Origin of the sequence: Phytohabitans maris (assembly GCF_031085175.1) — a bacterium.
In the GTDB taxonomy this organism is placed as follows: domain Bacteria; phylum Actinomycetota; class Actinomycetes; order Mycobacteriales; family Micromonosporaceae; genus Phytohabitans; species Phytohabitans maris.
Genome location: NZ_JAVHUY010000033.1, coordinates 26,718 through 41,651, shown reverse-complemented (window position 1 = coordinate 41,651; position 14,934 = coordinate 26,718). Strand labels below are relative to the sequence as shown.

At 71.6% G+C, this 14,934-nt stretch carries 8 protein-coding genes and 2 pseudogenes; 2 read left to right on the top strand and 8 right to left on the bottom strand.

The window, feature by feature from the left end; all coding sequences use genetic code 11:
- Positions 1-19 precede the first annotated feature (19 nt).
- Positions 20-1,630, bottom strand: coding sequence for a DUF885 domain-containing protein (locus RB614_RS29625; RefSeq protein ID WP_308715968.1), 1,611 nt, complete (start codon positions 1,628-1,630; stop codon positions 20-22).
- 16 nt (positions 1,631-1,646) lie between these two features.
- Complete coding sequence (pdxR, locus tag RB614_RS29620) at positions 1,647-3,062, bottom strand: MocR-like pyridoxine biosynthesis transcription factor PdxR (protein WP_308715967.1); 1,416 nt, start codon at positions 3,060-3,062, stop codon at positions 1,647-1,649.
- Between pdxR and RB614_RS29615 the strand changes: the two are divergent.
- A pseudogene (locus tag RB614_RS29615) lies at positions 3,004-4,101 on the top strand (DMT family transporter); the annotation flags it as partial. The gene pdxR and the pseudogene RB614_RS29615 overlap by 59 nt on opposite strands.
- Positions 4,102-4,313: 212 nt before the next feature.
- On the opposite strand, the gene RB614_RS29610 reads toward RB614_RS29615, so the two are convergent.
- The 6 genes and pseudogenes from RB614_RS29610 to RB614_RS44375 all read right to left on the bottom strand — a co-directional run.
- On the bottom strand, positions 4,314-5,285 hold the full coding sequence (locus RB614_RS29610; protein ID WP_308715966.1) for a nucleoside triphosphate pyrophosphohydrolase: 972 nt from the start codon (positions 5,283-5,285) through the stop codon (positions 4,314-4,316).
- A complete protein-coding gene (locus RB614_RS29605) occupies positions 5,282-6,010 on the bottom strand; it encodes a hypothetical protein (RefSeq protein ID WP_308715965.1) in 729 nt (242 codons plus the stop codon). The genes RB614_RS29610 and RB614_RS29605 overlap by 4 nt, the downstream gene beginning before the upstream one ends.
- A 568-nt stretch (positions 6,011-6,578) precedes the next feature.
- Positions 6,579-10,226, bottom strand: a complete 3,648-nt coding sequence (mfd, locus tag RB614_RS29600) for a transcription-repair coupling factor (RefSeq protein WP_308715964.1) — start codon at positions 10,224-10,226, stop codon at positions 6,579-6,581.
- A gap of 617 nt (positions 10,227-10,843) precedes the next feature.
- Positions 10,844-11,023 (bottom strand): ImmA/IrrE family metallo-endopeptidase, encoded by a 180-nt coding sequence (locus RB614_RS44380; RefSeq protein WP_428983137.1) that lies wholly within the window; start codon positions 11,021-11,023, stop codon positions 10,844-10,846.
- Between the two features lie 91 nt (positions 11,024-11,114).
- Positions 11,115-11,453, bottom strand: a complete 339-nt coding sequence (locus tag RB614_RS29595; protein WP_308715963.1) for a hypothetical protein — start codon at positions 11,451-11,453, stop codon at positions 11,115-11,117.
- Positions 11,446-11,574, bottom strand: a pseudogene (locus RB614_RS44375) (colicin E3/pyocin S6 family cytotoxin); the annotation flags it as partial. The gene RB614_RS29595 and the pseudogene RB614_RS44375, both read right to left, overlap by 8 nt.
- A gap of 506 nt (positions 11,575-12,080) precedes the next feature.
- On the opposite strand from RB614_RS44375, the gene ppc reads away from it, so the two are divergent.
- Positions 12,081-14,879: a phosphoenolpyruvate carboxylase gene (gene ppc, locus RB614_RS29590; RefSeq protein ID WP_308715962.1), complete on the top strand. Its 2,799-nt coding sequence runs from the start codon at positions 12,081-12,083 to the stop codon at positions 14,877-14,879.
- Positions 14,880-14,934: the final 55 nt, after the last annotated feature.

The following is a 14,934-nucleotide window of genomic DNA, read 5'->3' as shown; positions in this document are numbered from 1 at the left end:
AACGGGCCTAGCGGTTTCGTCAGAGGCCGAGCAGGGCGCGCAGGTGGCGGGGTGGGGGCGAGCCGTGCGCCAGCATCGCGTCGTGCCAGTCGCGCGGCGCGGTGCCGGCCGGGCGGGCGGCCGCGATGTCGGCGACCTCGGTGTACCCGACGAAGTAGGTGGAGAGCTGCGTCGAGGTGAGCAGGGCCCGGCGCCACTTGCCGGCCGCTTCGCCCTCCTCCTGAAAGCCCGGCCCGGTCATCAGCGCCATCGCGTCCGCCTCGGGCAGCTCCTCGCAGTGCACGAGCTGGTCGAGGATCGCGTTGATGCTCATCCGCAGCTGCATCTTGAGCTGCTGCAGGCGGATCGGCAGCCCGCCGAAGCCGAGGCCGGCCATCAGCTCCTCGGCGTACACGGCCCAGCCCTCCACGAACGGGCCGGACATGCCGATCGCCCGCACCCGGGTCGTACCCCGGAAGCGCCGGGCGTGGGCGAGCTGCAGGAAGTGGCCGGGCATCGCCTCGTGCACGGTCAGGTTGCGGATCATGTGGTCGTTGTACTCGCGGTAGAACGACTCGACCCGCTCGGCCGGCCAGTCCGCGGGCGCCGGTGCGATGCAGTAGAACGTCGGCAGCTCGGCCGACTCCAGCGGGCCGGGCGCGTCGCAGTACGCCACCGCGACGCCGCGCGCGAACTCGGGCATCGGCAGGATCTCGCACGGGTCGTCGAGGAGCCCGACGAGGTCGTGCGCGCGGACGAAGTCGGTGGTCTCGCCGAGCGTCACCTTGGCGAGGTCCACGATGGACTCCTCGTCCGGGCGCTCGGCGGCGAGCTGGTCGAGCGCCCGGCGTACCGTCGCGTCGTCCGCCGCCCCGCCGACCAGCTCGGCGGCCGCCGCGCGGATCTCCTCGGTCACCCGCTCCAGGTTGGCCTGCGCGCGGGCGAGCACCTGCGCGGCGGGCAGCTCGGTGTCGAGCGTGTGCCACAGCCGCGCCTCCCACAGCCGCCGCCCCAGCCGCGGGTCGCGGTCGGCGCCGTCCACCTTGGAGCGGAGCCACTTGGCGAACCCGTCCAGCTCGGCCACGGCGGTCTCGGCCGCCGGCTCCACTGTGGCCCGCATCCCGGGCGCCGAGGCGAGCATGGCGGGCACCTCGTCGCGGACCAGCGCGGCCGCGCCGGCGAACTGCCCGGCGGCCGTCTCCACGTGTACCCGGGGCATGTCGCGCAGCGTGGCGCGGGCGGTGGCCAGCGCGTCGGGCACGGCGTCGAGGCGGCCGGCGAGGCTGGCCAGCCGCTCCTCGACCGGGGCGAACGGGCGGGCGATGAGGTGGTAGAGCAGCGGGGCCGGGTTGTGCTCGAGCGGGTCCCACTCGTGCCCGCGCACCTCGGTGGCCTCGAAAAGGCCGCGCTCGACGAGCGCGGTCAGGACCGCGTGGTCGACCTGCTCGGACGGGTGGAGAGCGTCGGCGTCGACCTCGGCGAGCGCGTTGCCGGCGTCGCGCAGCATCGCCACCTGGGCGGTCACGCCGCTGGCCGACAGGTCGGGCAACCGGTCGTCGAAGCGGTGATCGCCCACATAGGAGGCGAGGGCCGGGTTGCTCTCCAGGACTGCGTCGACGATGCGCTCAGCGAGCGGTACGAACTGCGCCATAGGCAGACGCTAGCGCTCAATCCCCGACGCTGGTTACCGCATCGCGGGCCCGCGATGCGGTAACCAGCTTTCCCAGAAGCGAAACCGCGGTTTCGAGCTCCCCGGGCGGGTTCGCCGCGTAGCCGAGTACCAGGCCGGGCGGGCCGCCGCTGCCCAGGCGCATGCGGGACAGCGGCAGCGGGCCCAGCCCGGCCGCCCGCGCCCGCTCGGCCAGCGCCTCGTCGTCCACCCCGTCCGGCAGCTCGACCACCAGGTGCAGGCCGGCCGCCACGCCGGAGATCCGCAGCCCGGGCAGGTGCCGCCGCAGGGCCGTGACCAGCGCGTCCCGCCGGCGCCGGTGCTCCAGGCGGGTCCGGCGCAGGTGCCGGTCGTACCCGCCGCCGGCCAGCAGTTCGGCGAACGCGAGCTGTTCGAGAACAGGTCCGCCGAGGTCGGCCCACGCCTTTCGCTCGGCCACCGCTTCCCGCCATTCAGCGGGTACGGCCAGCCAGCCGAGCCGCAGCGCCGGAGCGAGGGCCTTGCTGACCGAGCCGATGTACGCGACCGCGTCCGGGGCGAGGCCCTGCAGGCAGCCGACCGGGTCGCGGTCGTAGCGGAACTCGGCGTCGTAGTCGTCCTCGACGATCAGCCCGCCGGTACGCCGCGCCCACTCGACGAGCGCCGCCCGCCGGGCTGGTGCGAGCACCACACCGGTCGGGAACTGGTGGGCCGGCGTGACGAAGACCGCGGGCGCGCCCGAGCGGTCCAGCGCGGCCACGTCGAGCCCGTCGCCGTCGACCGGTACGGGTACCAGCCGCAGCCCGTGGCTCTCCAGGTGGCCGCGCACCCCGTAGCTGCCCGGCTCCTCGAACCCGATCGCCGTGGCGCCGCCGGCCCGCAGCGCCGCCGCCAGTACCGCGAACCCCTGGGCCGCCCCTGTCGTCACGATCACCGCGCCCGGTTCGAGCCGTGCCCCGCGTACCCGCCCCAGGTAGCTCGCCAACTCCGCGCGCAGCCGCCAAGCCCCGGACGGTTCGCCGTAATCTAAAACGGAATCCGCCATCCGCGTGAGTGTCCGCTCGTAGACCCGCCGCCAGGCCGCCCGCGGAAACATCCCCAGATCCGGCACTCCCGGCCGCAGCAGCGTCCGCGGTCGATCAGGGACTTTGTCGGGCGTGTCGGCGGCGCGCCGCTCCACCGGCTCCCTGATCAACGGCGCGACGACGGTACCGGCGCCCTGCCGGGACAGCAGGCGGCCCTCGGCGACCAGTTGCTCGTACGCCTCGACCACCACGCCGCGGGAGAGCTTCAGGTCTGCCGCCAGCGCGCGGGTCGACGGAAGGTGGGTGCCGGGTGCCAGGCGCCCGTCGGCGACCGCCTGGCGGAGTGCGTCGATGAGCTGGTCGGCCAGGCCGGGCCGGCCGCGGTCGAGCTGGACCAGCGCCTCCCACAACGTGGTCCTCCTCCCCTCACAATGGTCCCCTGATGCCGCGCTCAAGTGGCCCTGTCTAGCGGACCACTGCCACCATAGCGTCGCCTTCATGAAGGTTGGTGCGCTGCTCTGTGTCGCGGGCATGGTGATCGTCGGGAGCTCGGTGTCGCTGAGCCAGCTCATCCTCGACTACCCCACGCTCACCGGCCAGGCCCTCCGGTACGGGCTGGCCGCGCTGATCCTCGCCCTGATCGTCCGCCTCTCCCCCATCGGCCACTCTTCGCCCATCGGTCGGCCTTCGGCCGGTGGCTGGTCTTCGGCCGGAGACCGCTCTTCGCTCATCGGCGGGCCTTCGGCCATCGGCCGCTCTTCGGGCGGTGGCCGGCTTTTCGCTGGTCCGGGCGGTATCCGGCCGACCCGGCGCGAGCTGGGCATTCTCACCGTGCTGGCGGCGACCGGGCTGGCCGGGTTCAACGCCTGCATCCTCGTGGCGCTGCCGCACGCGGACGCGGCCGTCGTCGGTACGGTGATCGGCGCCGCCCCGCTCGGCCTCGCGCTGCTCGCCCCGCTGCTGCGCGGCGCCCGCCCGGCCGCCCGGATCGTGGTGGCGGCCACCGTCGTCGTCGGCGGTACGGCGCTCGTGCAGGGCTCCGGCAAGGCCGACGCGATCGGGGTGCTCGCCTCGCTCGGCGCGCTCGTCGGCGAGGTGCTCTTCTCGCTGCTAGCCGCCGCGGTGCTGCCCCGGCTGGGCGCGATCCGGGTGGCCGCGTACAGCTGCGGCCTGGCCGTACCACTGCTCCTGGCCGGCGGCGTCGCGGCCGGCGAGGTGGCGCGGTGGCGGCTGCCCACGGCGGTCGAGGCGGCCACGCTCGGCTACCTGGCGCTGCTGATGACGGTGGTGGCGTTCCTGGCCTGGTTCACCGGGCTGCAGCGGCTCGGCGTGGAGCGGGCCGGCATGATCGTCGGCCTGATGCCGGTGGCGACGCTGGTCACCGCCGCGATCCAGGCCGGCCGCCTCCCCGACCCCGGCCAGACCGCGGGTGTACTGGTGGTGGCGCTCGGCCTGGCCGTGGGCCTGACCGCTCGCTCCCCGTCGCCGGCCCCGGTCACTCAGCCGCCCTCGCCGGCAGGCGCCTCACCGACGGGTGCCTCACCGGCAGGCGCCGAGCCAGCGGACGCCTCACCGGCAGGCGCCGAGCCAGCGGACGCCGAGGCGACAGGTGCCGAGGCGGCGGGCGCCTCGCCAGCGGGTGCCGAGGCGGCGCTGGGCGCTCAGCCCGTCTCTGGCGGGCGGCGCGAACCGGACTCGGCCGCGCGCACCGACTCGGCGTACGAGAGTGCCGCCCGCCGGAGTGCCGCCTCGGCGTCCAGCCCGCGCGAGCGCGCGTCGGCGACGGTGGCGAGCAGCGCCGCGCCGAGATCGTCCCCGGCCTGAGGCAGCGGCACGTCCAGCCCGGCCCGCTCGGCCCGCTGCATGATCTTCGTGGCCAGCGAGAGGGCCGGCTGGGCGAGCGCGATGCCGTCGATGGCGGACTCGCGAGACTTTTCGGCCCGCTTGATCTGCTCCCAGTTCGCCACGATCTCGTCGACGTCGGCCACCGCGGCGCCGGCGAAGACGTGCGGGTTGCGCCGGATCAGCTTGGCCACCAGGTCACCGGCGACGTCGTCGACCGACCACCGCTCGTCTTCGGGCAGCTCCTCAGCGATCCGGGCGTGCAGCACGACCTGGAGCAGTACGTCGCCAAGCTCCTCGCGGAGCGCGTGGAGGTCGCCGGCCTCGATCGCGTCGTACGCCTCGTAGCACTCCTCCAGCAGGAACTGCGCGAGCGTCGCGTGGGTCTGCTGCCGCTTCCACGGGTCGCCACCCGGCGACATCAGCCGGTCCATCACGGTGACCGCGTCGAGCAGGCGGGCGCCGGGTGGGTCCCAGGAGCCGTACATCAGCTCCAGCTCGGCCCGCCCCGGCTCGCGGGTCAGCCGCAGGCCGAGCTCGCGGGCGAACGCCTCGTCGCCGGTCGGGCCGGCCAGCCACACCGCGGTACCGTCCGGGCCGGCCGCCGCCAGCAGCGCGTCGGTGCCGCTGACGATCGTGACCGAGCCACCCGCGTGCCGTACCGCCGAGGCAAGCTCACTCTCCGCGGCGGCGAGCACCGGGTGCGCGCGTACGAGGTCCCAGGCCTCCGCCGTCAGCAGGCCGGCCGGCAGGCGGGGCGAGGTGACGAGCAGAACCAGCCGGGCGGTCATAGAGAGACGTCGGTCACCAGGTCAGAGGTGATGTACGGCAGGTTGTAGAAGACCGGACCCTGCTGCGTGCCGACCGCCATCGGGGCGCTGACCGGGTCGTACTTCGGGTTGACCTTGGTGTCGGTCGCCTCCGCCTCGGCACCGAGCGAGGTCGACACGAGGATCGCGGCCTCGGCGAAGATCGCCGCCCCGAACTGCTCCCGCACCTGCTCCACCGGTAGGCCGGCCTGGATCGCGCCGGTCTTGGCCAGCGCGTCGTACACCTTCATGATCCCCGCGTCGGTGAGCTGGGCGCGGGGCGTGTTTTCGGTGATCACCGTCTGCAGGTCGAGCCACTCGGCCCACAGCTTCACGTACTCACTGTCGCCCGCCACGGCCAGCGCCTGGGCGATCTCGGCCGGCTCGGTGGGCTCCTTGGCCGGCGGCATGTTCTTTTCCTTGACCACCCGCCGGGCCAGCTCAAGGCTCACCAGCAGGTCGACGACCTCCTGGCGGGTGACCGGCAGCTCGGCGGCGGGCGCCGGCGACGCGGACGCCTCTGGAGCGGGCTCCTGCTTGGGCGTCTTCGCCACCGCGTCGTCGAACACCTCGGAGACCCGGTCCTCGCTGATCGTCGTGTCGCCCACGAACGCGGCCTTACCGGTCTCGGTCTGGCAGCCGGCGAGGCTGCCCAGGCCCAGCGAGGCGACGACGAGGATGGATGCCAGCCGGCGACCACGGTTCATGGCCGACACTCTCTCACGCGTCGCTGTGCCAGGTCCGGCGGGGTCCGCGTGGGGGCGCGGTGATCGAAGCTCCCTGTCAAGTCGCTCCATAGAGCTTGCTGTGGGGACATGGCGCACCGGAACGCCGATGCCTGACCGATGATCGACATCGGATCGTGGAATCAGATCGTGGTACATAAGTGCCCCCAGAGGGGCACCGAAATACCGCGATCACCCCGCACCCCCGGTTTCGCGTGTCCGGCTCGGTCTCGCAAGGGGTTCAGCCTCAGCCGTGGACCGGATGCGCGGGGTCTCCGGGGGAAACATGGAGCGCAGCGGAGCGTTTTCCTGGGGTGCTTTCCCGCGGGCACCGCTACGGCCGGCGGCGAGCTTGGCGCTCGCCGAGACACCCGGCCTCCGCTGCGGCTCCGCGCCACAAGCCCAACCCAGGGGGAGCACAGACGGGGCAGCTCCAGAGCTCCCCGCAGGGGGCGGGGTGAGATCGCGGTCCGCGCAGGGTAAGGCCGCAGGAACGCACCCCAAGAAACGCTCCGCTGCGCTCCACGTTTCCCCGGGGGCCCCGCTTCGATCACGGGCGCGCGGCAGCCGGTACGGGGTCGCCGAGCACGTCCTTGAGCAACTGCGCGCACCACTCCAGCAACGCCTGGTCGCGCAGCAGCTCGCCGCCGACCCGCCTCGTCGCCGGCCGGGGCACGCTCACCTGCTCGGTCGCGTGCTTGTACACCGCGTCCGGGTGGTAGCGCTTGAGCCGCAGCTGCTTGGAGTCGGGCAGCGCCAGCGGGGCGAAGCGCACGTGCTTGCCCTGCACGGAGACGTCGGTGAGGCCGTACGAGCGGGCGGTGATCCGGAAGCGGGCCACGGCCACGAGGTTGGCCACGGCCGCGGGTGGCTCGCCGTACCGGTCGCGCATCTCCACGACCGCCTCGTCCAGCTCGGCCGGGGTGCGGGCGGAGGCCAGCTTGCGGTACATCTCCAGGCGCAGCCGCTCGACCCCGATGTAGTCGTGCGGCAGGTGCGCGTCGACCGGCAGGTCGATCTTGACGTCGGCCTCTTCCTCGGCCGGCCGCTCCCCCTTGAACTGCTGCACCGCCTCGCCGACCATCCGCACGTACAGGTCGAAGCCGACGCCCTCGATGTGCCCGGACTGCTCGCCGCCGAGCAGGTTGCCGGCGCCGCGGATCTCCAGGTCCTTCATCGCCACGTACATGCCGGCGCCGAGCTCGGTGTGCTGCGCGATCGTGGCGAGCCGCTCGTGCGCGTGCTCGGTGAGCGGTTTGTCGCGGGGGTAGAGGAAGTACGCGTACGCCCGCTCGCGGCCGCGCCCCACCCGGCCCCGGATCTGGTGCAGCTGGGCGAGGCCGAGCAGGTCGGCCCGCTCCACGATCAGCGTGTTGGCGTTCGGGATGTCGATGCCCGACTCGACGATCGTGGTGCAGACCAGAACGTCGTACTCCTTTTCCCAGAAGCCGACCATCACCTTCTCCAGGGCGTCTTCGCCCATCTGGCCGTGCGCCACCGCGACCCGCGCCTCGGGCACCAGCTCGCGGATCCGGCGCGCCGCCCGGTCGATCGACTCGACCCGGTTGTGCAGGTAGAAGACCTGGCCGTCGCGGAGCAGCTCGCGGTGGATGGCGGCGGCGACCTGCTTGTCGTCGTACGCCCCCACGAACGTGAGCACCGGGTGCCGCTCCTCCGGCGGTGTGGCGATCGTCGACATCTCCCGGATGCCGGTGATCGCCATCTCCAGCGTGCGCGGGATCGGGGTGGCCGACATCGTGAGCACGTCGACGGCGGTGCGGAGCTGCTTCAGGTACTCCTTGTGCTCCACGCCGAAGCGCTGCTCCTCGTCGACGATCACCATGCCGAGGTTTTTGAACCGGGTGGAGGTCTGCAGCAGCCGGTGCGTGCCGATCACGATGTCGGCGCTGCCCTCCGCCGCTTTGGTCAGCGTCTGCTCGGCCTCGCGCGGCGTCTGGAAGCGGGACAGCTGCCGGATCTCCAGCGGAAACTGCCCCATCCGCTCGGTGAACGTGTTGAAGTGCTGCTGGGCGAGGAGCGTGGTGGGCACGAGCACGGCCACCTGCTTACCGTCCTGCACCGCCTTGAACGCCGCGCGTACCGCGATCTCGGTCTTGCCGTAGCCCACGTCGCCGCAGATCAGCCGGTCCATCGGGATCGGCTGCTCCATGTCGTGCTTGACCTCCTCGATGGCGGCGAGCTGGTCGGGCGTCTCGGTGTACGGGAACGCGTCCTCCAGCTCCCGCTGCCACGGCGTGTCCGGCCCGAACGCGTGCCCCTTGGACGCCTTGCGGGCGGCGTAGAGCTGGATGAGCTGGGCGGCGATCTCGCGGACCGCCTTGCGGGCGCGCGCCTTCGCCTTCTGCCACTCCGCGCCGCCCATCTTGTGCAGCGCCGGATTCTCCCCACCCACGTACCGGGAGAGCTGGTCGAGCTGGTCGGTCGGGACGAAGAGGCGGTCGCCGGGCTGGCCGCGCTTGCTCGGCGCGTACTCGATGACCAGGTACTCCCGGGAGGCGCCGTTGACGGTGCGCTGCACCAGCTCGACGTACTTGCCGATGCCGTGCTGCTCGTGCACCACGAAGTCACCGGCCCGCAGCTCCAGCGGGTCGATCGTGTTACGCCGCCGGCTCGGCATCTTGCGCATGTCGCGGGTCGAGGCGCCGCGGCCGCCGGTGATGTCGTTGCCGGTGATCACCGCGAGCCGGGAGACCTCGTCGAGGAAGCCGTGGTTGAGCGCCCCGCAGCTCACCAGCAGCTGCCCGGACGTGGGCGGCGCGTCGATCGACTCGACCATCGTGGCGCCGACCCCGGCGTCGTGCAGCACCTCGACCGCCCGCTGCGCCGGCCCGTGCCCCTCGAAGACCAGCGCCACCGCCCAGCCGTCGCCGGACCACCGCTTGAGGTCGTCGACCACCCGCGCGGTCTCGCCGTGGTAGAGCGGCACCGCCTGGGCGGCAACCGTGATCGCGTCGCCGGCGTCCGGGGTCACCGTCACCTCGGGGAGCGGGTCCTCCCAGGGCGCCGCCTCCTCGGGGGCAGCGGCCTCCGACAGCCCGAACGGCGAGACGCTCCACCAGGGCAACCCCCGGGTGGCGGCCTCCGCGCGTACGTCGGCCAACGTCCGGAAAGCGGCGGCGCCGAGGTCGACGGGGGCTTGGCCGCCGACGGCGGCCGCGGCCCAGCTGGCCTCCAAAAACTCAGCCGAGGTACGGACCAGGTCGTGCGCCCGGGTGCGGATCCGCTCCGGGTCGCAGAGCAGCACGTGGGTATCCGCCGGCATCACGTCGACCAGCAGCTCCATGCTGTCGGTACCGTCGAGCAGGGCCGGCGCGAGCGACTCCATGCCCTCGACCGGGATCCCCTCGGCCAGCTTTTCGAGGATCTCCTCCAGCTCCGGGTGCTTCAGGGCCAGCTCGGCTGCCCTCTCCCGGACCCGTGGGGTGAGCAGCAGCTCGCGGCACGGAGGTGCCTGTAATACCCGCGGCGTCGCTTCGCTCCGACGCGACGGATCCTCTTCCGCCGCAATCGTGCGCTGGTCGGCGACCGCGAACGTGCGGATCTCCTCGACCTCGTCGCCCCAGAACTCCACCCGCGACGGATGCTCGTCGGTCGGCGGGAAGATGTCGAGGATCCCACCGCGGACCGCGAACTCACCGCGCTTGGTCACCAGGTCCACCCGCGCGTACGCCATGTCGGTGAGCCGCCGCACCACGTCCTCCAGTTCGGCCTCACCCCCGGGCCGCAGCTCGACCGGCTCCAGGTCGCCCAGCCCTTTGAGCATCGGCTGCAGGACCGACCGCACCGGGGCGACGACCACCCGCAGCGGGCTTCCCACCGGATGCGCCAGCCGCCGCAACACCGCCAGCCGCCGCCCGACCGTGTCCGAACGTGGTGACAGCCGCTCGTGGGGCAGCGTCTCCCAGGAGTGGAAGACCGCCACCTCGTCCGCCGGGATCAGGCTGCCCAACGCGAACGCCAGGTCGTCCGCCTCACGGCTGGTCGCGGTGACGGCGAGGACCGGCTTGCGCGCCCCACCACCGGCCTCGTCCGCCGCGACCGCCGCCACGACGAACGGCCGAAGGGCAGCGGGCGCGGTGAGGTCGAGCCCATCGGCCCCGGCGCCACGAGCCCGATCGCGGACGCGGGCCAGCGCCGGGTCGCCGAGAGCGGCGGGCAGCAGACCGGCGAGCTTCATGGGAGGACCTCCCCGTTACGGGCACGCACGAAGGCCCCGCGCCCGAACCGGACGGGGGGTGACACCCCAAGCCTAGCTCTCCCGCAGGCGCGGTTCGCGTTGTCGCGGGCGGCCCGCCGGGGTGCCGAGCCGGCGACCGGAGGCGTCGTCCCGCGCTCGAACGGCAAGGCCAAGGCGGCGGAGGCTCCCTACTGGGTCCCGTGGCTGATGGCCCGCCTGTGCAGAAAGAGTTCGAAGTCCGGCTCCTGAAGGAGTTCGTACGAACCAACGCAGAGGCTTACCACGAAGACGGACTCTGCCGTGACGGTTTGCGGCCACCACCCATGCCCGATTGTCTCGCGAGTGGTCGTATTGTGCGGTCGGCAGGTTGGTGCCCCACGACGTGAAGATGCGATCACGCTCAAGCACAAAGGCGAACCCGGGCCGAAGTGCTCTGACCAGCGCGATCAGGCTGGCGGCGGCGGAGATGTCAGCCGTCTCCATGGCCTTGATCACAGCAGGCACATCCACATCTCCCGAGCACATGGGCAACAAGAATCGGTCAGGTACCAAGACGTGGGACGCGAACGTGGACGCCTCTTTTTCGCGAAGCCCGCCATGAAAAGTCGTCCCATCGCTCAACTCGGGATTACATGCAATTCCTCTATGTGCCACGGGAGAAGGACATGCCCGAGTTCATGACCTACCGTGAAGCGTTCGCGTGGCTTGTTGCTGGACGACTTGATGAAGATCTGCGGTCGCGATCCACTCGTCAACCCAACGGTAAGTCCGTCGCAATTGTAGGGCCAGTCAACCATGGCCAGATCCGCGTAGTCTTCGGCAAGCCTCGCAATATCGACTGGCGGCCCGATGTCGTGCAGCTCGACTATTCGATTTGCCAATCGCCTCTCAGGCGTATCTTTCATCCACTCTGCCAGTCTCGATCAACCACCTGAGGACCTGCACCGCCTCGCCTTTCTCCTCGCCCCTCGCGGCGGCCCTGAGGCCTGCCCGCTTGACCAGGAGTTCGGTGACGGGCGTTCGATTCTTGTGCGCGGCGAGAATAAACCTCAAAGACTCCGGGCGCTCGACCCAAAGCCGGTAATCGTCGGAGGACATGCCGAGATATTCGGGAAGCTCGCACGTGACCGAGTCATCCTCGTGCCACGCTTCTACGAAGCTGTCGATCTCCGACAACAGCGCCTCACCGGCGAGACAGGCGTCCACGAATGTCCTATGGCTAGACATCGATCCTCCTTCCCTTTACTGGCGGCCCAACCATAGCACCAGTTACAGCGTCAAGTACACCAAGATGCCTGCCCTGTTTGTTGTATACCTCAATGTGGCCGTGCAGAGAGTCCCACTCGTATAGCCGATCTCCCCTCTGGTTACGTCAACGCCGTCGACCACCGGGCGCACCACACGATATCTGAGCGTCCAGAAAGCACGGGTTGGGCTTGACTACTGCCACTCCATCCCTTTCACCACGGCCAGTCATTTCCTAGATCACTGCTTGCGAATTTCCTTACGCCGACTCCAGCGCGGACCGGAGTGGATCCTACAGACACACGGGCCACCTATCGATTCAGCACAAATGCCGTCAGAAATTCGCTCCACCACAGGCAATCGATACGCCCTGCTGTTTTGCGATCTTGCCATTGTTTGACGGGTGCCGACGTGCTCGCCATGATCCGCACCGCCGCGAGCCACGTCCCCTCGAAGGGCTGAGGCTGACCTGCTGTGTGCGCGTGCGCCGAGCCCGGGCTGCTCGGACTCTGAGACATGACTCACCAGTTTGAGCAGGCGGCAACGTGGCGTCGGTAACATCCTGTTGTCGGACAGCGCCGTCCTTCGTACTCACGTAAGGAGCGCACGGTGACCGAGCAGGCCGAGTCCCGTCCTGGCGTCGACGACCCCAATGTGGCGCTGCGCGCCGACATCCGCCGCCTCGGCACGCTTCTCGGCCAGACCCTCGCGCGCCAGGAAGGGCCGCCGCTGCTCGACCTGGTCGAGGAGATCCGTGCGCTGGTCCGCACGGACGCCGAGCGGGCGGCCACCCGGCTGGGCACGATGGACATCACGACGGGCACCCAGCTGGCCCGCGCCTTCTCCACCTACTTCCACCTGGCCAACATCACCGAGCAGGTGCACCGCGCCCGCGACCTGCGGCGCCAGCGGGCCACCCAGGGCGGGTGGCTGGACCAGGCGGCCAAGCTGATCGCCGAGCGGGGCGTACCGACCGACGAGATCGCGGCCGCCGCGCGGCGGTTGGCGGTGCGGCCGGTGTTCACCGCGCACCCCACCGAGGCGGCCCGCCGCTCGATCCTCTCCAAGCTCCGCGCCGTCGCCGACGAGCTCGACGCCGAGTCGGCCGCCGCGATCCTGTACGGGGCGACCGAGTCCCCGCAGACCGAGCGCCGCCTGGCCGAGCTGATCGACCTGCTGTGGCAGACCGACGAGTTGCGCCTCGACCGCCCCGACCCGACCGACGAGGCCCGCAACGCCGTCTACTACCTGCGTGACATCTACGCCGAGGCGGCGCCCCAGGTGCTCGACGACCTCGCCGACACGCTCCGCACGCTGGGCGTGGAGACGGCGCCGACGGCGCGGCCGCTCACCTTCGGCACGTGGATCGGCGGCGACCGCGACGGCAACCCGTTCGTGACACCGCGGGTCACCCGCGACGTTCTCATGATCCAGCACGAGCACGGCATCCAGGCCACCGAGGCGGCCATGGACGCGCTGATCAACGAGGTCTCGGTGTCACGCCGGCTGCGCGGCGTCTCCCTCGACCTCTCCGCCAGCCTGGCCAAGGATCTCGACGCGCTGCCCGAGGTGCCGCAGCGCTTCCGGCGTACCAACGCGGAGGAGCCGTACCGGCTCAAGGCTCGCTGCGTCAAGGCAAAGCTGGCCAACACGCGGCGCCGGCTGGGCCAGGGCACGGCGCACGTGCCGGGGCGCGACTACCGCGGCTCCGACGAGCTCCTCGCCGACCTCGAACTGCTGCGCGCCTCGCTCGCCCGCAACTCCGGCCAGCTCACCGCCGTGGGGCGGCTCGCCTCGGTGATCCGCACGGTGGCCGCGTTCGGCCTCCACCTGGCCACGATGGACGTCCGCGAGCACGCCGAGGCGCACCACGCGGTGCTCGCCCAGATGTACGCGCGGATCGGCGAGGTCGCCGACTACAACACCCTCTCCCGCGCCGAGCGCACCAAGCTCCTCTCCGACGAGCTCACCGGCCGCCGCCCGCTGTCCACGCTGGACACTCCGCTGACCGAGTCGGCGCGGCGGACGTTCGAGGTCTTCACGACCATCCGGGAGGCACAGCAGCGGTTCGGCCCGGAGGTCATCGAGTCGTACATCATCTCGATGACCCTCGGCGTCGACGACGTGCTGGCCGCGGCGGTGCTGGCCCGCGAGGCCGGCCTGATCGACGTGCACAGCCACCGGGCCCGCATCGGCTTCGTGCCGCTGCTCGAGACGCCCGCCGAGCTCGACGCGGGTGGCGAGCTGCTCGACGAGATGCTGGCGCTGCCGGCATACCGGGCGCTGGTCGCGGCCCGCGGCGACGTGCAGGAGGTCATGCTCGGCTACTCCGACTCCAACAAGGAAGCCGGCATCACCACCTCACAGTGGTCCATCCACCGGGCCCAGCGCGCCCTCCGCGACGTCGCCGCCCGCCACGGGGTACGGCTGCGGCTCTTCCACGGCCGAGGCGGCACCGTCGGCCGGGGCGGCGGCCCCACGCACGAGGCCATCCTGGCCCAGCCCTACAACACCCTCGACGGCGCCATCAAGGTCACCGAGCAGGGCGAGGTCATCTCCGACAAGTACACGATCCCGGCGCTCGCCCGGGAAAACCTGGAGCTCACCGTCGCCGCCGTCCTCCAGGCGACGCTGCTGCACACCACCTCGCGCGTCTCCACCGATGCCCTGAACCGCTGGGACGCCGCGATGGACACGACCTCGGCGGCGGCCTACAAGGCATACCGCGAGCTGGTCGAAAACCCGGACCTGCCGGCGTACTTCTGGGCCTCCACCCCCACCGAGCTGCTGGGCGCGCTCAACATCGGCTCCCGCCCGGCCAAGCGCCCCAACACCGGCGCCGGCCTGAGTGGGCTGCGCGCCATCCCGTGGGTGTTCGGCTGGACCCAGTCGCGCCAGATCGTCCCCGGCTGGTACGGCGTGGGCACCGGCCTGGCCGCCGCCCGGGAGGCCGGGCTCGCCGAGGTGCTGGCCGAGATGCACGGCAACTGGCAGTTCTTCCGGACGTTCCTGTCCAACGTGGAGATGATGCTCTACAAGACCGACCTGAAGATCGCCCGCCGCTACGTGGAAACGCTCGTCCCGGAGGAGCTGCACACCATCTTCGCGAGGATCGAAGCGGAGTACGCGCTGACGGTCCGCGAGGTGCTCGCCATCACCGGCGAGTCGGAGCCGCTCGACCGGCAGCCGGTGCTGGAGCGGACCCTCGCCGTGCGCGACACCTACCTGGAGCCGTTGCACCACTTGCAGGTGGCCCTGCTCCGGCAGTACCGCGACTCCGGCGCGGCGGCCCGGGCGGTGGCGACGGCTCCGGGGGCCCGGCGGGCGCCGGGAGACGGCACGGCGCTGGAGCGGGCGCTGCTGACGACCGTCAACGGCATCGCGGCCGGCATGCGCAACACCGGCTGACAGCGTCCACATAGGCAAGCCCTCGCTCGTACGAGCGAGGGCCGGCCAGGTCACG

Bases quoted from the DNA above. Each gene is read 5' to 3' on its own strand.
- RB614_RS29625 (WP_308715968.1), bottom strand. From the start codon at position 1,630: ATGGCGCAGTTCGTACCGCTCGCTGAGCGCATCGTCGACGCAGTCCTG.
- RB614_RS29610 (WP_308715966.1), bottom strand. From the start codon at position 5,285: ATGACCGCCCGGCTGGTTCTGCTCGTCACCTCGCCCCGCCTGCCGGCC.
- RB614_RS29605 (WP_308715965.1), bottom strand. From the start codon at position 6,010: ATGAACCGTGGTCGCCGGCTGGCATCCATCCTCGTCGTCGCCTCGCTG.
- mfd (WP_308715964.1), bottom strand. From the start codon at position 10,226: ATGAAGCTCGCCGGTCTGCTGCCCGCCGCTCTCGGCGACCCGGCGCTG.
- RB614_RS44380 (WP_428983137.1), bottom strand. From the start codon at position 11,023: ATGGTTGACTGGCCCTACAATTGCGACGGACTTACCGTTGGGTTGACG.
- RB614_RS29595 (WP_308715963.1), bottom strand. From the start codon at position 11,453: ATGTCTAGCCATAGGACATTCGTGGACGCCTGTCTCGCCGGTGAGGCG.